This is a genomic window from Neoroseomonas eburnea, assembly GCF_018129005.1.
Lineage (GTDB): Bacteria > Pseudomonadota > Alphaproteobacteria > Acetobacterales > Acetobacteraceae > Neoroseomonas > Neoroseomonas eburnea.
In genome coordinates, this window is the sequence record NZ_JAAEDL010000013.1 from 19279 (window position 1) to 35517 (window position 16239).

The following is a 16239-nucleotide window of genomic DNA, read 5'->3' on the forward strand; positions in this document are numbered from 1 at the left end:
GGGCGGCGATGGTCCTTTCCGACGTCTCGATCAAGCGGCCGGTCTTCGCGACCGTCATCAGCCTGCTGCTCACCGTGCTCGGCCTCTTCGCGCTGCTGCGCATGCCGATCCGCGAATACCCGGCGATCGATCCGCCCATCATCCAGATCACCACCACCTATACGGGCGCCTCCGCCCCGGTGGTGGACAGCCAGATCACCGAGATCCTCGAAGGCGCCGTCGCCGGCATCGAGGGGATCAAGACCATCTCCTCCCAGTCGCGCGACGAGCGCAGCCAGATCACGCTGGAATTCCGCCTGACACGCAACGTGGATTCGGCGGCGAACGACGTGCGCGACCGCGTCGCGCGCGCGCTCGCGCGCATGCCGGAACAGGCGGACACGCCCGTCGTCGCCAAGGTGGACGGCGACAGCCGGCCGATCCTGTGGATCGCGCTCGCCTCCGACCGGCTTTCGCCACTCGACCTGACCGACATCGCGCGGCGGCGCATCGTCGACCGGCTGGCGATCGTCGAGGGCGTGGCGCAGGTCATCATCTCGGGCGAGCGGCGCTTCGCCATGCGGATCTGGCTCGACCGCCAGGCCATGGCGGCGCGCAACCTGACGGTGCAGGACATCGAGGAGGCGATCCGGCGCGAGAATGTCGAGCTGCCCGGCGGGCGCATCGAGAGCACGGCGCGTGAGCTGACCGTGCGCACCGACACGCGCATGAGCCGCCCCGAGCAGTTCCGCGAGGTGGTGGTGGTGCGCGGGGCCGGCGGCGCCCAGGTGCTGCTCGGCGAGGTGGCGCGCATCGAGGTCGCGGCGGAGGACACCCGCGGCGCCTACCGCATCAATGGTCGCCCGGCCATCGGCCTCGGCATCCTCCGCCAGTCCACCGCCAACACGCTGTCCGTCGCCAACGGCGTGAAGGCGGAGATGGAGCTGATCCGCCCCTCCCTGCCCGAGGGCGTGGACGTGATGACGGGCTATGACGAGAGCCTGTTCATCAGCCAGTCCATCTACGAGGTCGAGCACGCGCTGATGATCGCGCTGCTGCTGGTGATCGGCGTCATCTTCCTGTTCCTGCGCAGCGTGCGGGCGACGATCATCCCGGCGGTGGCCATCCCGGTCTCCATCATCGCCTCCTTCATCGCCATGGCGGCGCTCGGCTTCTCGGTGAACGTGCTGACGCTGCTCGGCCTGGTGCTGGCGATCGGGCTCGTGGTGGACGACGCCATCGTCGTGCTCGAGAACATACACCGCCGGATCGAGGAGGGGGAGGAGCCGCTGCTCGCCTCCCTCTACGGCGCGCGGGAGATCGCCTTCGCGGTCGTCGCGACGACGCTGGTGCTGATCTCGGTCTTCGTGCCGCTGTCCTTCATGGGCGGCAATACCGGGCGGCTGTTCACCGAATTCGGCCTCGCGCTCGCGGCCTCGGTGCTGTTCTCGGGCCTCATCGCGCTGACGCTGACGCCGATGATGTGCTCGAAGCTGCTCAAGCCGCACCAGGGCGAGACATGGCTGGTGCGCCTGACCGAGCCCTTCTTCCTCGGCATGAACAACCTGCTGCGCTGGACGCTCGACCGCGCCTTGCGGGCGCCGCTGCTGGTGCTCGGCGCCTCCGCGCTGCTCTCGGCCTTCGCGGTGGTGCTCTACACCGCCTTGCCGAAGGAATTCGCACCGACCGAGGACCGCGGCGTCGTCATCATTCCGACGACCGGGCCGGAGGGCGCCTCCTTCCCCTATACCATCGAGCACGTGATGCAGATCGAGCGCCTGCTGCAGCGCTATGTGGAGAGCGGCGAGGCCACGGCGGTCTTCGCGACGGTGGGCGGCTTCCAGCGGCCCGCCATCGGCAATGTGGCGAACATCTTCATCCGCCTGGCGCCGTGGGCGCAGCGCACGCGCAAGCAGCAGCAGATCGCCGCCGAGGTCTTCCCGGCCATCGCTGCGGTCCCCGGCGTGCGCGGCTTCGCGCTGAACCCGCCCTCGCTCGGCCAGCGCGGCTTCCAGCCGCCGGTGCAGTTCGTCATCGGCGGGCCGGACTACGATACGCTGATCCAGTGGCGCGACCGGTTCCTCGAACGCGCGCGGGAGAATCCGCGGCTGCTCAACCTCGACCACAACTTCAAGGAGACGAAGCCCGAGGTCCGCGTCGAGATCGACCGGCGCAAGGCCGCCGACCTCGGCATCTCCATCGCCGCGGTCGGCCGCACCATCGAGACGATGATGGGCTCGCGCGAGGTGACGACCTACGTGGTGGGCGGACAGGAATACAAGGTGCTGCTCCAGGCGCCGGACGATCTGCGCCTGTCGCCCTACGACCTGCAGAACGTCTTCGTGCGCACGGCCTCGGGCGGACTGGTGCCGCTGTCCAACGTCGTCACCCTGTCCGAGCGCGCGCGGGCGCAGACCCTCGCGCGCGAGGACCGCGTGCGCGCCATCACCATCACGGCCTCCCTCGCGCCGGGCTACTCGCTGGGCGATGCTCTCGACTTCCTCGATGGTGTCGCGCGGGAGGTGCTGCCGGCCGAGGCACGCATCGCCTATCGCGGGCAGTCGCTCGAGTTCCGCGAATCCTCGGGTGCTCTCTACGTCACCTTCGCCATGGCGCTGCTGGTGGTCTTCCTGGTGCTGGCGGCGCAGTTCGAGAGCTTCATCCACCCCTTCGTGATCCTGCTCTCGACGCCGCTCGCGGTGACCGGCGGGCTGCTCGCGCTGTGGTGGACGGGCCAGTCGCTCAACGTCTTCAGCCAGATCGGCATGATCCTGCTGATCGGCCTGATGGCTAAGAACGGCATCCTCGTCGTCGAGTTCGCCAACCAGTTGCGCGACCGCGGCATGACCGTGCGCGAGGCGGTGCTGGAAGCCTCGGTGGTGCGCCTGCGGCCGATCCTGATGACGTCCATCGCCACCGTGCTGGGTGCCGTTCCGCTGGCCATCGCCACCGGGGCGGGAGCGGAAAGCCGCTCCGCGCTCGGCGTCGTGATCGTCGGCGGCATCACGCTGTCGACCTTCGTCACGCTCTACGCGGTGCCGGCGCTGTACCTGCTGCTGGCGCCGTACACCCGGCCGATCGGGGCGATCGCGGCGAAGCTCGCCGCGCTCGAAGCCCGGCAGGGCGCGGGCCCCGACAAGGGCCACGGACACGGGCCGCAGCCGGCGGAGTGACGCGGCCGGCGGGACGGGATAGGTTCCCGCCCCTTGCTGCCATGACCACGAGAAGGATGGCCGGATGACCGAGCGACGGGGCGCCCCTGCCGGGCGTACGGGGGGAAAGCTGCTGGCGGATGCGCTGGTCGCACAGGGCGTGACGCACGCCTTCTGCGTGCCGGGCGAATCCTACCTGGACCTGCTCGATGGCCTGTATTCGGTGCGCAATCGCCTGCAACTCGTGACCTGCCGCTTCGAGGCCGGCGCCGTCCACATGGCCGAGGCCTACGGCAAGCTGACCGGCAGGCCGGGTGTCGCCATCGTCACCCGCGGCCCGGGCGCCTGCCACGCGGCGATCGGCGTGCATGTCGCCTTCCAGGACTCGACGCCGCTGGTGCTGCTGGTCGGCCAGATCCCGGTCGAGGAGACCGACCGCGAGACCTTCCAGGAGGTCGACTACCGCCAGATGTTCGGCCCGCTGGCGAAGTGGGTGACGCAGATCGACGATGAGAAGCGCATCCCCGAACTGATGGCCCATGCCTTCGACGTCGCGACCTCCGGCCGGCCCGGTCCGGTGGTGGTGGCGATCAGCGAGGAGATGCAGAAGCGACTCGCGGCCGTGCCCGATATCGGCCCGGCCGAGGTGCTGCCGCCGAACCCGGCGCCGGATGCGCTGCCGCGGCTGATGGAGATGCTCGCCAAGGCGCGGAAGCCGCTCGCCATCCTCGGCGGGTCCCGCTGGACCGCGCAGGGCAAGGCCGATATCCGCGACTGGCTGCTGGCCAATGACCTGCCGGTCTCCGTCGCCTTCCGCCGCATGGGGCTGTTCGACGGCACCTCGCCCAACTACGTCGGCGATCTCGGGGTCGGCGCCGATGCCTCGCTGGTGGCCAAGGCGAAGGAGAGCGACCTCATCCTCGCCATCGGCACCCGCATCGGCGAGCCGGTGAGCCAGGGCTACACGCTCTTCGACATGGCCGGCGAGACGCCGATCGTGCACGTCTATCCGGACCAGGCTGAGATCGGGCGTGTCTATCGGCCCGCCCTCGGCATCGTCTCCGAGGTGAACGCCTTCGCCGCCGCGGCCAAGGCCGCGGGCGCGGTGAAGTCGCCGGCCTGGGGCGGCTGGACGAAGGAACTGCGCGCCGCACGCCTCGCACAGGCGGAGCCGCAGGACTACGAGGGGCCGCTGAACCTCGCGACCGCCCTGCAGGCACTCGAGAAGGTCCTGCCCGAGGACACGATCTTCACCACCGACGCCGGCAATTTCGCCACCTGGCCGAACCGCTTCATGCATTTCGGCGAGAAGCAGGACTTCCTCGGCCCGACCAACGGCGCCATGGGCTACTCCGTGCCGGCGGCGATCGGCGCCAAGATCACCCATCCCGACCGCGCCGTGATCGCCTTCGTGGGCGACGGCGGCTTCCTGATGACGGGGCAGGAGATCGCGACGGCGTTCCACCACTCGGTGAACCCGGTGATCCTGGTCTTCAACAACCAGATGTACGGCACCATCCGGATGTACCAGGAGCGCGCCTACCCGGCCCGGGTGTCCGGCACCGCGCTGACCAATCCCGACTTCGCGAAGTTCATCGAGGCCTTCGGCGGCCATGGCGAGATCGTGGAACGCACGGAGGAGCTGGTGCCGGCGGTGCAGCGCGCGCTCGCGTCGGGCAAGCCGGCGATCGTCGAGGTCCGCACCAACCCCGAGCAGGTGACCAACCGCGCCACCATCGCCGAGCTTCGCGCCCAGGCGACGAAGGCGGCAGCCGGGACGGCCGGTCCGGTGCCGGCCCAGGCGAGCCGCACGCCGGCCCCGCGGCGCACCGGCCCGCGCACACGCTGAAGCGCCGCCGGGTTCGGGGGGAGGGCATCCCCCCGGACCCGGCGCGGCCCCGGGGCGCCTCTTTCCCCGGTGGGGTGGGCCTCGTGCATTCCGCCTTGGGCGGGCTCTGCCGCGGGCCCTAGGATGACCGCTGTTCCCCCCCGGTTCTGCATGCTGTCCTTCCGCGCCCAATCCCGCTTCCTGCCCCGACTCGCGCTGGCATTCCTGCTGGCATGGGCGGCGATCGCCGGCACCGTGTTGCTGGGTACGGAAAGCTACGTGGCCCGGCAGCGCCGGCTCGCCGTCACCGAGGGCCTCGCCTTCGCCGAGGCCGATGTCCGCGCGGCCGAGCAATACCTGCTGCGTACGCTCGCGCATGTGGAGGGGCTTCACGCCCTGGCACGGACTCGCGAGTTGCTGGTGGCGCGCGGGGAACCCGGCGACGCCGTCACGGCCATCGAAAGCCATCTCGCCGAGGTCGCCCGCGCCAGGGCGGGCCTCGTGCTTCAGGTCGCGGCCATCGGCGCCGATGCGCTGCTCACCTATTCGACGACCGACGGCTGGCAGCCCGTGGACCTGGCCGACCGCGAGCATTTCCGCGTGCACGCCATGGGCGAGGAGAGCGGGCTGCATGTGAGCGCGCCACTCGTCGGGCGCACCTCCGGGCGCTGGAGCGTGCAGATGAGCCGGGCGATCTACGACACCGACGGCCGCTTCCTGGGCGTCAGTGTGGTGTCCCTGGATCCGGTCGCGCTGTCCCGCGGGCTGGCTTCGCTGGGTTCCCTGCCCTCGGCGCGCGGCGAGCTGACCACCCTGTTCCGCGACGTGGACGGCGCGGTGCTGGCCCGCACGCTGGATCCGGAGACCCGCATCGGGCAGCGGCTGACCAACCAGTCCGACGGCGTCCATGCCGCCCTGCTGCGCGGCGACCGGTCCGGCAGCGCGCACGGCCGCAGCCTGGATGGCAAGGAGGTGCTGCTCGCCTTCCGGCGCGTCGAGGGCACCTCCATCGTCGCCGTCTCCGCGGTCGAAACCGCCCGCATCCTCGCCGCTGCCGGGCATGCCGCCTCGACGCTGCGGCTCGCGGTGGCGGGGCTGCTGCTGCTGCTGCTGGCGCTCGGCGTGGCGGCCGGGCTGTGGGCGGCGCGCCGGCGTGCCGGGATCACGCTCGCGCAGCTCGACGAGACGCTGACCAACCTTCCCTTCGTCGTCTATCGCGGGGCGATCGGTGCCGATGGCGCCCTGTCGCTGCTCTATGTCAGCCCGAGCGTCGGGGATGTCACCGGCTGGCCGCGGGACCCCGAGAGCTGGACGCCCGCCGCCTGGGCACAGCGCGCCGATGCGCAGGCGCGGTCGAGCGCCGGTGCTTTCGCCGCCCGCCTGCGCGACGCCGGCGCGGCGGAGCGCGAATACCGCATGGCGCGCCCGGACGGCAGCACGCTGCTGGTGGTGGAACGCGCGCGCTCCCTGGGGCGCCGCTACGACGGCACGCTCGAGATCGTCGGCTCGCTGACCGACGTCTCGGCGGCGCGAGAGGTCGAGGCCAAGGCGGCGGCCGCGGCCAAGCTCGCCACGCTCGGCGAGATGGCGGCGGGCATGGCGCATGAGCTGAACCAGCCGCTCGCCGCCATGCTGCTCGCCGCGGAGAATGCGCAGCGCGCCTTCCGGCGCGGCAACGGGCCGGGCGTCGAGGCACGGCACGAGATCATCATCGGCGAGGCCGAGCGTGCCCGCGACATCATCGACCACCTGCGCATCTTCGCGCGCGGCGACGAGGGCACGCCGATCGGTGCCGCCGATCCGGCGGCGGCGGTGCGGGGTGGCCTGCTGCTGGTACGCTCCGCGTTGCGCGAGGCCGAGGTCGAGGTGACGGTGGACCTGCCGGAGGATCTGCCCGAGGTGCGCGGGCGCCAGGTGCAGCTCGAGCAGGTGCTCGTGAACCTCCTGATCAATGCGCGCGATTCCCTGATGCGACTCCCGCCAGGCGGGGAGGGCCGCAGGCTCGGCATCGCCGCCCGCCAGGTGGCGCAAGGCAGCGTCGAGCTCTGCGTGCGGGACAATGGCGGCGGCGTGCCGCCGGCGCTGCTGGGCCGCATCTTCGACCCCTTCTTCACCACCAAGCCGCCGGGGGAAGGCACGGGCATCGGCCTGTCCATCTGCCACGGCATCATCACGAGCTTCGGCGGGACCATCGCCTGCCGAAATGCCGGGGGCGGGGCGGAATTCACCATCACCCTGCCCGCCGCGACGGAGCGGATGCCTGCGACGGACGAGCCGGTGCCTTCCATTCCGGCGTGACGCCGGCGGCGGGCCCGACCGCATCACGATGCGCATTTCCCGGCCTTCGCGCGCCGGGGGTGCCGTAGCGGCCAGCCTTCCGGCGGCCGCGCCGTGCCGGGCGGGGCTGGCGTGGCGGCGGCGCGCGAGGGCACGAAGGGACGAATGCCACCGGGCGCCGTTCGCGACCGGTGGCATTCGTCTTTTCGTGCGTGGCTGCCGCCTCAGTCGTAGCCGCTACGCCAATCCTGCCCGCTTCCGCCGGTTGCCCTGCCGATGACCCGATTGCCGGCGAGGCGAACGGCATCAGCCCTGGGCTGCGTGCACCATGCCGCGCCGCTCGGCGGCCCGCCGCTGCGCCCGGACGATCGCGGCCTGGATGTCGCGCAGGCGGAAGGGCTTGCGCACGAGTTCGGCCGTGCCGTCCGGCATGGCCAGGGCGAGCTCTTCCGGGGTCGCGTGGCCGGTGATGAGCACCACGGCCAGCGTCGCGGCCTCGCCGCGCGCCTCCGCCGCCGCCCGTGCCAGGGTGATGCCGTCCGTGCCGGGCATGCGGATGTCGGTGACGAGGACGCCGATCTCGGGCCTGGCCGCGAGGATCCGCATGGCCGCGAAGGCGGAAACCGCGTGGCTCGCCTCATGTCCCAGGTCGCGAAGGCCGGCGGCGAGTTCGCTGGCGACAATGGGTTCGTCGTCGACGACCAGCACGACGGAGTGCGTGGAGGTCGACCCGGTGTCCTGCATCGCGGGCTCGAAGGTGAGGCACATCGGCTGATGGTCCCTGCCGGCGGGGGGGGGGGAGTGGCACCGAACACGCCGCGGCGGCGTCCGGCGAGCCCTTCGGGCCGGAGGTGACGCTCCCACGGGTGATCCGCCCCGGCAAGAATCGCTGGCCGGCCCCGACAAAAAACGACCTTCACCTCCAGGACGTTCCGCGTGAGAAGGACGGCATGATCAAACTGAGCGCGCCTCGGGCCGCCCGCGTGGTCTGCCCCGCGATGCCCAGCGCGCCGCGCCAAGGTGGGATGCGGCGCGCGCAGGCGCGCGGCGTGACCGGGGCGTGACGGCAGACCGGCCGGATGGGGCCGCGCCGCGCTCGCCCTGGTGGCGGGCCAGGATGGTGATGCTCGCGATCGGCGCCCTGCTGCCTCTCGGTGCCTTCTCGGGCGTCATGACCTTCGAGACGCTGCGCTCCTACCAGGCTGCCGACGAGGCGCGCCTGCGCGAGACCGCGCGGGCGCTCGCCGCGGCGGTCGACGCGCAGTTCGCGGCGATGATGCTGACCGCAACCGCCATCTCGGAATCCTCCTATCTCGATCCCCCTGCCGACATCGCGGCCTTCGAGCGCAGTGCCGCGCGCCAGGCGGCGCATTTCGAAGGCTGGATCGCGGTCCTCAGCGGCCCGCCCGAGCACCGGCTGCTCGCGGTCTCGGCGCCGCGGGTGAATCGGGAGGTGCCGGCCGCGCTCTCGGCCGATGTCGTCGCGAGCCTCGCGGAGCCGATGGCCGACGTCTTCGGGCGCGGCCTTCCGGCGGTGTCGGACCTCTTCACCGTCGCCGAACTGCCCCACGCGATCATCGCCGTGATCGTGCCCGTCGACCGGGAGCATGCGCCCCGCCAGGCGCTCGGGCTCGCCTTCGGTCCGGAACTCATGCGACGCATCCTGGCGCGCCAGGATCTTCCGGGCGGGACCTTTGCCGCGATCGCCGACGGCCGGCTGCGCATCGTCGCCCACACCATGGATCCGAATGGGGAGCGCGCGGGCGCCGAGGCGCCCGACTGGGTCCGCGGGGCCATCGCCGGCCGGCAGCGCGGCATCATCATCGGTCCCGGCTGGTCGGGCCGGGACAACATCTACGCCATGGAGCGGCCGATGACCGCGCCTGGCTGGACCGTCGTCGTCGCACGTCCGGCGAGCGAGCAGGCGCAGGCCGCCTGGCGCGTCATCGGCTGGCTCGCCCTCGGCTTCCTCGCCTTCGGCCTTGGCCTGGCGGCGCTTGCCTGGGCCGGCCGGCGGGAGGCGCTGAAGGACGTGCAGCGGCAGGCCGAGGCGCTGCGCCGCGGCCGCGAGCAGGTGGAGCGGCTGCATGGCGGCCTGCCAGCCGTGCTCTTCCTGCGGGAGGTTGCCGCGGACGGCACCTCCCGGCTGCTCTACCGCGGCGGCGCGATCGAGGCGGTCACCGGCTGGCCCCCCGAGGCCTTCCCGCGCGAGGACGGCATGGCGGAGCAGACCCATCCCGAGGATCCGCGCGTCGAGGCGCTGCTGCGCGAATCCCTGCGCAGCGGCTCGGCGGAGCAGGAATGGCGGCTGCGCCAGCCGGACGGCAGTTGGCGCTGGATGCGCACGCATTGCCGGCGGCTGGCGCTGCGGCCGGATGGCGGCGGCGACATCGTCGGCTACATCCTCAACGTCACCGCCGAACGGGAGGCGCGCGGCCGTGCCCTGACCAGCGCGCGCCTCGCCTCGCTCGGCGAGATGGCGGCCGGCCTCGCGCACGAGCTCAAGCAGCCGCTGCAGGCCATCTCCCTCGCCGCCGAGAACGCGCAGTTCGCCTCGGCGTCGCTCGGCGCGCCGGAGCTCAATCGGCGGCTCGAGCGCATCATCGGCCAGGCGCAGCGCGCCGGCGACATCATCGAGCATCTCCGCCGCTTCGCCCGCGGCGCCGACGACCGGGCGGCCCCATCCGCGGTCGGCCTCGACCAGGTGGCGGAGGGCGTGCTGGCCATGATCGGGCACAGCCTGCGCGACCAGGAGATCGAGATCGGGATCGACCTCGGAACCCCGCCGCTCCGCGTGCTGGGGGACCGCATCGGCCTGGAGCAGGTGCTGACCAACCTGCTGCTCAATGCGCGGGACGCAATCATCCAGCAGCCCTTCGACGCCCGCCGCGCCATCGCCATCACCGCCACGGCCGGCCCGCCGGGGCGGGTCACGCTGCGCATCGCCGACACCGGCGGCGGCATTCCCGCGCAGGTCATGCCGCGCATCTTCGAACCCTTCGTGACGACCAAGGAGCTCGAGAAGGGGACAGGGCTCGGCCTCGCCGTCTGCCACGGGCTGCTGGCCTCCATGGGGGGCAGCATCGCGGTCGAGAACGGGACGGAAGGTGCCGTCTTCACCCTGACCTTGCCGGCCGCGCCGGAGGAGGGCGGCGGCGCCGATCAGACGGCGCCGGGGAATCCCGTGAAGGCGTAGCCCTTGTTGCGGACCGTCGTGATGACGGAGGCCCCCCGCTCGCCGCCGAATTTGAGCCGTATATTGTGCACCAGGTTGTCGATCGCGCGGTCTTCCGGCCGGTAGGGACGCTTGAGGATGCGCTGCGACAGGACCGCGCGGTCCACGGGTTCGCCAGGCGTCTCCATCAGGGCCATCAGCAGGTCGAATTCGGTGCCGGTCAGCGGCAGCGGTTCGCCATCCGGGCCGAGGACGCGGCGCGCCCCTTCCGCGACGCGCCACCGCTCGGCTGTCGTCGCGGGCGCCGGCGCGGGCGGTTCGGCTGCGGCCGGTCGGGCAGGGGCCTGGCGGCGCAGATGCGCCCGCACGCGGGCCACCAGCTCGCGCCCCGAGATCGGCTTCTGCAGGAAGTCGTCGGCGCCGACCTCCAGCCCGACGATGCGATCGGACTCGGCCTTGTTGCCGGTCAGGATCACGATGTGCGCCGGGGTGACGGCGCGCATCTGCGGCAGGACGGTCAGCGCATCGACCCTGCCGAGCCACTGGTCGAGGATGACGAGGTCCACCGGCGCGGCGGCGATCGCCTGCATCGCCGAGTCCCAGTCCGCGACCCGGAGCGCCTGCATGCCGTAGGCCTGGAGGATGGCGGCGAGTTCCTCGCCGATGGCGTCGTCATCCTCGACGACCAGGATCCGGGGCGGCTCCGAACTGGTGCCCGTGTCGCGCTCCGGCGCCCGTTCGATGCGGCCGGGAGTGGGGTCGGTGTCCTCGTTCAAGGTCATCGTCGGTTCCGCGGGGCGACGCGACATGCCGCGCGCGCCGGGGTCGGCATATTGGGCGGCGCGTGTCGCCGAGGCGAGAAAATATCACGCTGCCGGGTCGAACGACACCCCGCCGCTGGGGTGGCCAGACCGCCGGCTGGGCTCAACGTCCCCCCCGGATCGGGTTCACGCGCCCGGCACCGGTCTCGCCGGCATGCGGCGAGCCGGATCACGCCCATGGCCGAAGCGGGCCCGCCCTCAGACGGCGCCGATCTCCCGCAGCACGTCCTCCGCCGTGCGCAGCGCGGCGATCGCGTAAGGGAAGCCGACATAGGCTGAAGAATGGGTGAGGACCTCGGCGATCTCCTCCGGCGTGCAGCCATTGTTGATGGCGCCGACCAGGTGGCCGCGCAGCTCGTGGTGCTGGTTGAGGGCGGAGAGGATGCCGAGCGTGACCAGGCTGCGTTCCCGCCGCGTCAGCGTCCCGCGCGTCCACAGCGAGGCGTAGGGGAATTCCTCCGACAGGTGCCGCAGCGCCTGGTTCAGCGGTGTGGTGGAGGCATCGCGGCGGGCCATGTAGGCGTCCCCCAGCACCTCCCGCATCGCCTGCCGTCCTGTCCTGCGCAGGGCCTCGTGCGCCGACTCGTCATCCATGCGTCCCGCTCCCATCATTGGTCCGGCAATCCTAGGCGCGGACGGGGCGATGACGAAGACGCTGCTGGTCGTCTTCCATTCCATGACGGGCGGCACGCGGCAGATGGCCGCGGCGGCGGCGCGCGCGGCGGAGGGCGAGGGCGTGCGGGTGCGGCTGCTGGAGGCGCGCGATGCCTCGGCCGAGGACGTGCTGTCGGCCGAGGGCTACCTTTTCGCGACGCCGGAGAACCTCGCCGCCATCGCCGGGGTGATGAAGGACTTCTTCGACCGGACCTACTACCCGGTGCTCGGGCGCATCGAGGGGCGGCCCTATGCGCTGATGATCTGCGCCGGCAGCGACGGTTCGAACGCGGCGCGGCAGGTGGCGCGCATCGCCACCGGCTGGCGGCTGCGCGCGGTGGCGGAACCGCTGATCGTCTGCACCCATGCGCAGACGCCGGAGGCGATCCTTGCGCCCAAGATCATCGCAGCGGAGGAAATCGCGCGGTGCGAGGAACTCGGCGCGACGCTCGCCGCTGGCATGGCGATCGGGATGTTCTAGGTGACGACGGGCGAGGATGAGGCGGCGTCGCCCCCTCAGACTCCCCCACCAGGGGACTGCGGTCCCCTGGACCCGCGGTGACTCATACCAGCGGCCGCTATTCGCGACCGTTGGCATGAGGCTTTTTCGAGCCCTCAGACGCCGGGCGCAAACCTCCGGTTTGCCTGGCTTCGACGGACCACATTCGCGGCCTCGGCACGGGTCAAGAACTCGTGCCGCTGGTATCAGGTATCGGTTTCCAAAGGCCTTTCGGCCTTTGGTGGGGTGAGCCCGAGAGGGGCAAGGCCCCTCTCGGAGAGCTTCGTCAGCCGAACGGCTTCCGCCAGCCGATCCACTCGCAGATGCCGCGGCCCATCACGCGCTCCATCGGCGGGCCCTGCAGCCAGGGCAGTTCCTCGGTGAACAGGGTGATGCACTGCGTCCAGGAACACGGCATGCGCGTGATGTCGGTGCCCCAGAAGAAGCGATCCGGCCCGAAGGCGTCATAGAGGCGGTGCAGCCCGTCATGGATGTCGTGGAAGGGGTAGGGCTCCAGCGAGTAGGCCGGCGCCCCGGTCGCCTTGAGCGCGACGTTCGGATGGCGCGCCAGGGCGGTGACCTCATCGATGTTGGCGAAGGCCGCCTTGCCCTTCTCGTGCCGGATCAGGCCGCAATGGTCGATGATCAGGCGCAGGCGCGGGTGGCGTTCGGCGATGCGGGCGAATTCCGGCAGGAAGCGCCAGGCCATGGTGGCAACGGGCAGGCCGGCTTCCTCCGCCGCCGGCCACAGCCAGTCGAGCGTGCCGTCGAAGGGCCAGCTCCGCTGGTCGGCGCGCACCAGCGGGTAGCGCATCCCGCACTGGCCCGGGCGGTCGCGCCAGCGCGCGAGCAGCGGCCGGCTCGCCTCCGGCGTGTCGAGCGGCACCTGGCCGAGAACGGCGAAGCGATCCGGATACCGCGCCGCGGCGGCTTCGGAGATGGCGTTGGCGTCGGGGTCCCAGGAGACCGGCGGGTGCAGGATGGCGGCGTCCACGCCGGCCGCGTCCATCTCGGCGAGCGCCTGCTCGGCGCTGAAGACGGAGATCTGGCGGTGGTCGCCGCTCGGCGTGCCGCTGCCCCAGATATGCACCTGGGCGTCGATGATCTTCATGGCGCGTTCCCCTTTCGCGCCAGTCTCCGCCCCTGGGGCGCGCCACGCAATCTCAGGCGCGCGGCAGGCTCATGCCGGAGAAGCGGGTGTCGAGGTGCTCGATCTCGAGGAAGCCGGCATCCGGGCCGAAGGCCTTGTAGACCGGGAAGGTCTTCATCACGCCGAGCGTCGCCGCACTTTCCAGCGGCGAGATGAAGGCACAATCCCCGTCGCCGAAATGCGGCTGGCGCATCCAATAGGCGAGCTGCGTCGCCGTGACGGCATGGAAGCCGCTGTGGGGATTGAGCGCACGGCGGAAGGTGGTGGGGCCGAGGCGCAGGAACTCCTCGTCCGGCAGCGGGTTGCGCCAGCGCTCCGTCGCAGCGGGGCGCAGGTCGCCGTCGATCCAGGTCTTGAGCGTCGGGCCTTTCGGGTTCCACTCGAAGCGGTTCGGCATCAGCAGGCGGCGCCAGCCGAAGGCGTCCTGGAAGGCGGCGATCTTGGCCACGAAGCCGGGGTCGGCGACGCGCAGGTCGTCCTCGGAGAAGCAGAACAGGTCGTAGGTGTTCCGCGTGTCCGCGAACAGGCGCTGCGCGGCGAAGCCGAGCAGGCGCGGATTGTCCACCTGCACGGTGACATGCCGCACGCCGCGGGCCTTGGCGTGTTCCTCGTCGAGCAGATGGTCGGTGCCATTGGTCAGCACGACGATGTCGAGCCCGTCCACCGTACCGCGGATGCGCTCGAAGCGCTTGGTCTCGATGTTGAGCGCCGTCGTCGCGCTGAAGGTGCCGCGCCAGGAATCGATCGCCACGCGCAGCGCGGCGGCGCGCTGGTCGCGCCGATGCGCATCGGTGGAGGAATGGCGCGAACCTTCCTCCGCCTTGAAGTAGTGGACGAGGGCGACGAGGACGCGCATCAGCGTCCGACCGCGTAGCCCTGCATGCCGCGCGGATTGGCGCCGGCGCGGATGGTGCCGTCCGGTTCGCGCCGCGCGCCCGTCAGGCGCCCCTCGGACCATTCGCCGCCCATTTCCGCGACATGGCCGCGCGCGGTGAGGTCGGCCAGCACCTCCGGCGCGTAGCGGCCTTCGATCACCACCTTCCCGGGCTTGGCGCCGCGCGGCCAGAAGCTGCTGATCCAGTGCTCCGAGTGGAAGGAGGGCAGGTCGATCGCCTGCTGGATGTTCAGCCCGTGGTGGATCATGCGCATCAGCATGATGGGCTGCCACTGGTCCTGCTGCTCGCCGCCCGGCGTGCCGAAGGACATCCAGGGCTTGCCGTCGCGCAGCACCATCGAGGGCGAGAGCGTGGTGCGCGGCCGCTTGCCGGGCTTGAGGCCGTTCGGCAGCGTCTCATCCAGCCAGAACATCTGGCAGCGCGAGCCGAGGCAGAAGCCGAGCTCCGGAATCGCCGGCGAGGATTGCAGCCAGCCGGCCGAGGGCGTGGCGCTGACCATGTTGCCGTCCTTGTCGATGACATCGACATGGCAGGTGTCGCCGCCGGCGGCGCCGAGGCGGGAGACGGTCGGCTCGCCCGACCCCATCGCCCCGGCGAGGTCCTGCGCGCGGCGGATGGCGGCGGCGTAGTCCGTGCGCGGCGCGCGGCCGTCCGGGCTGCCGGGGCGGAAGTCGAGCGAGGCGCGGTCGGTGATCAGCGCGCGGCGGGCGTCGTTGTAGGCGGGCGAGAGCAGCGTCGCCATCGGCACGTCGGTGAAGTCCGGGTCGCCGTAGAAGGCCTCGCGGTCGGCGAAGGCGAGCTTCTGCGCCTCGATGACATGATGGATGAAGTCCGCGCCGACCGGGTCCATGGCGCCGACGTCGAAGCCGGCCATCAGCGCCAGGGTCTGGAGCATCGCCGGGCCCTGGCTCCATGGTCCGCACTTCAGGACGGTATGGCCATGGTAGTCGAGCGTCGTCGGTGCCTCGATCCCGGCGGACCAGCGCGCCATGTCGTCGGCCGTCAGCACGCCGCGGTGGCGCTGGCCGGAGGTGTCCATCGCTTCGGTCCTCGCGGCGAAGCGGCCGATCGCCTCGGCGACGAAGCCGCGGTACCAGGCGGCGCGGGCGGCATCGACCTGCTTCTCGCGGCTGCCGCCGGTGGCCTCGGCCTCGCGCACCACGCGTTCATAGGTGTCGGCGAGAGTCGGGTTGGCATAGAGGCCGTTCGGCTCCGGCCCGCCATCGCGCAGCCACAGCGCGGCGGAGGTCCGCCATTCGGATTCGAACAGCGGCCGCACGCTCTCGATCGTCGCGCGCACGCGCGGCACCATCGGCGCGCCATGGCGGGCATAGCCGATGGCGTAGGCCAGCACGTCGCGCACGCCCCAGGTGCCGTGGTCGCGCAGCATCAGCATCCAGGCATCGAAGGCGCCGGGGATGGGCGTGGCCAGCAGCCCGGTGCCGGGCATGATGTCGAGGCCGAGATGGTCCTTCACATGCGCGACCGTCAGCCCCGCCGGCGCCGGCCCCTGGCCGCAGATGACCTGCTGCGTGCCGATCCGTGCGCTGTGCAGGATGATCGGGCAGTCGCCCCCCGGACCGTTCAGGTGCGGCTCGACGATCTGGAGCGTGAAGCCGGCGGCAGCCGCCGCGTCGAAGGCGTTCCCGCCGCGTTCCAGCACCGCCATGCCGACCTGGCTCGCCAGCCAGTGGGTGGAGGCGACGGCGCCGAAGGTGCCGATGATCTCGGGGCGGGTGGTGAACATGCGGGGCGGTTCCTTGGCGGGGAAGCCGATCATTTCCGGCGACACGGCGGACATGTGGGCG

Annotated in this window: 11 protein-coding genes; 5 read left to right on the top strand and 6 right to left on the bottom strand. The window is 71.7% G+C overall.

Annotated elements, in window-relative coordinates:
- Nucleotides 1-8 precede the first annotated feature (8 nt).
- From GXW74_RS14125 to GXW74_RS14135, 3 genes are all read left to right on the top strand, one after another.
- On the top strand, nucleotides 9-3152 hold the full coding sequence (locus GXW74_RS14125; RefSeq protein WP_211847165.1) for an efflux RND transporter permease subunit: 3144 nt from the start codon (nucleotides 9-11) through the stop codon (nucleotides 3150-3152).
- A 64-nt stretch (nucleotides 3153-3216) separates the two neighbouring features.
- A complete protein-coding gene (locus GXW74_RS14130; RefSeq protein ID WP_211847166.1) occupies nucleotides 3217-4980 on the top strand; it encodes a thiamine pyrophosphate-dependent enzyme in 1764 nt (587 codons plus the stop codon).
- Nucleotides 4981-5103: 123 nt separating this feature from the next.
- The gene (locus GXW74_RS14135) at nucleotides 5104-7257 is read left to right on the top strand and encodes an ATP-binding protein (protein WP_211847167.1); all 2154 of its coding nucleotides are present in this window, start codon (nucleotides 5104-5106) and stop codon (nucleotides 7255-7257) included.
- Nucleotides 7258-7542: 285 nt separating this feature from the next.
- Here the strand turns inward: GXW74_RS14135 and GXW74_RS14140 are convergent, their stop codons facing one another.
- Entirely contained in the window at nucleotides 7543-8004 is a 462-nt protein-coding gene (locus tag GXW74_RS14140) for a response regulator (RefSeq protein ID WP_272877286.1), read from the bottom strand.
- A gap of 355 nt (nucleotides 8005-8359) precedes the next feature.
- Between GXW74_RS14140 and GXW74_RS14145 the strand changes: the two genes are divergently transcribed.
- The gene (locus GXW74_RS14145; protein ID WP_211847168.1) at nucleotides 8360-10432 is read left to right on the top strand and encodes an ATP-binding protein; all 2073 of its coding nucleotides are present in this window, start codon (nucleotides 8360-8362) and stop codon (nucleotides 10430-10432) included.
- On the opposite strand, the gene GXW74_RS14150 is transcribed toward GXW74_RS14145, so the two are convergent.
- Both GXW74_RS14150 and GXW74_RS14155 read right to left on the bottom strand, forming a co-directional pair.
- Complete coding sequence (locus GXW74_RS14150; protein WP_211847169.1) at nucleotides 10399-11193, bottom strand: response regulator transcription factor; 795 nt, start codon at nucleotides 11191-11193, stop codon at nucleotides 10399-10401. The two genes, GXW74_RS14145 and GXW74_RS14150, sit on opposite strands and share 34 nt — an antisense overlap.
- Nucleotides 11194-11430: 237 nt before the next feature.
- Complete coding sequence (locus tag GXW74_RS14155; RefSeq protein WP_211847170.1) at nucleotides 11431-11826, bottom strand: carboxymuconolactone decarboxylase family protein; 396 nt, start codon at nucleotides 11824-11826, stop codon at nucleotides 11431-11433.
- A gap of 49 nt (nucleotides 11827-11875) precedes the next feature.
- On the opposite strand from GXW74_RS14155, the gene GXW74_RS14160 reads away from it, so the two are divergent.
- On the top strand, nucleotides 11876-12367 hold the full coding sequence (locus GXW74_RS14160) for a flavodoxin family protein (protein ID WP_211847171.1): 492 nt from the start codon (nucleotides 11876-11878) through the stop codon (nucleotides 12365-12367).
- 304 nt (nucleotides 12368-12671) lie between these two features.
- Here the strand turns inward: GXW74_RS14160 and GXW74_RS14165 are convergent, their stop codons facing one another.
- The 3 genes from GXW74_RS14165 to GXW74_RS14175 are packed head-to-tail and all read right to left on the bottom strand — an operon-like array spanning nucleotide 12672 to nucleotide 16232.
- A complete protein-coding gene (locus GXW74_RS14165; RefSeq protein WP_211847172.1) occupies nucleotides 12672-13496 on the bottom strand; it encodes an amidohydrolase family protein in 825 nt (274 codons plus the stop codon).
- 52 nt (nucleotides 13497-13548) lie between these two features.
- Nucleotides 13549-14391 (bottom strand): hypothetical protein, encoded by an 843-nt coding sequence (locus tag GXW74_RS14170; RefSeq protein WP_211847173.1) that lies wholly within the window; start codon nucleotides 14389-14391, stop codon nucleotides 13549-13551.
- On the bottom strand, nucleotides 14391-16232 hold the full coding sequence (locus GXW74_RS14175; protein WP_338148235.1) for a gamma-glutamyltransferase family protein: 1842 nt from the start codon (nucleotides 16230-16232) through the stop codon (nucleotides 14391-14393). Before GXW74_RS14175 ends, GXW74_RS14170 begins: the two co-directional genes overlap by 1 nt.
- Nucleotides 16233-16239: the final 7 nt, after the last annotated feature.

What these genes read in the sequence shown, in the direction of transcription:
- GXW74_RS14165 (WP_211847172.1), bottom strand. Translation starts at nt 13,496, where the DNA reads ATGAAGATCATCGACGCCCAGGTGCATATCTGGGGCAGCGGCACGCCG.
- GXW74_RS14160 (WP_211847171.1), top strand. Translation starts at nt 11,876, where the DNA reads ATGACGAAGACGCTGCTGGTCGTCTTCCATTCCATGACGGGCGGCACG.
- GXW74_RS14155 (WP_211847170.1), bottom strand. Translation starts at nt 11,826, where the DNA reads ATGGATGACGAGTCGGCGCACGAGGCCCTGCGCAGGACAGGACGGCAG.
- GXW74_RS14130 (WP_211847166.1), top strand. Translation starts at nt 3,217, where the DNA reads ATGACCGAGCGACGGGGCGCCCCTGCCGGGCGTACGGGGGGAAAGCTG.
- GXW74_RS14175 (WP_338148235.1), bottom strand. Translation starts at nt 16,232, where the DNA reads ATGTCCGCCGTGTCGCCGGAAATGATCGGCTTCCCCGCCAAGGAACCG.
- GXW74_RS14170 (WP_211847173.1), bottom strand. Translation starts at nt 14,391, where the DNA reads ATGCGCGTCCTCGTCGCCCTCGTCCACTACTTCAAGGCGGAGGAAGGT.
- GXW74_RS14135 (WP_211847167.1), top strand. Translation starts at nt 5,104, where the DNA reads ATGACCGCTGTTCCCCCCCGGTTCTGCATGCTGTCCTTCCGCGCCCAA.
- GXW74_RS14125 (WP_211847165.1), top strand. Translation starts at nt 9, where the DNA reads ATGGTCCTTTCCGACGTCTCGATCAAGCGGCCGGTCTTCGCGACCGTC.
- GXW74_RS14145 (WP_211847168.1), top strand. Translation starts at nt 8,360, where the DNA reads ATGCTCGCGATCGGCGCCCTGCTGCCTCTCGGTGCCTTCTCGGGCGTC.
- GXW74_RS14140 (WP_272877286.1), bottom strand. Translation starts at nt 8,004, where the DNA reads ATGTGCCTCACCTTCGAGCCCGCGATGCAGGACACCGGGTCGACCTCC.
- GXW74_RS14150 (WP_211847169.1), bottom strand. Translation starts at nt 11,193, where the DNA reads ATGACCTTGAACGAGGACACCGACCCCACTCCCGGCCGCATCGAACGG.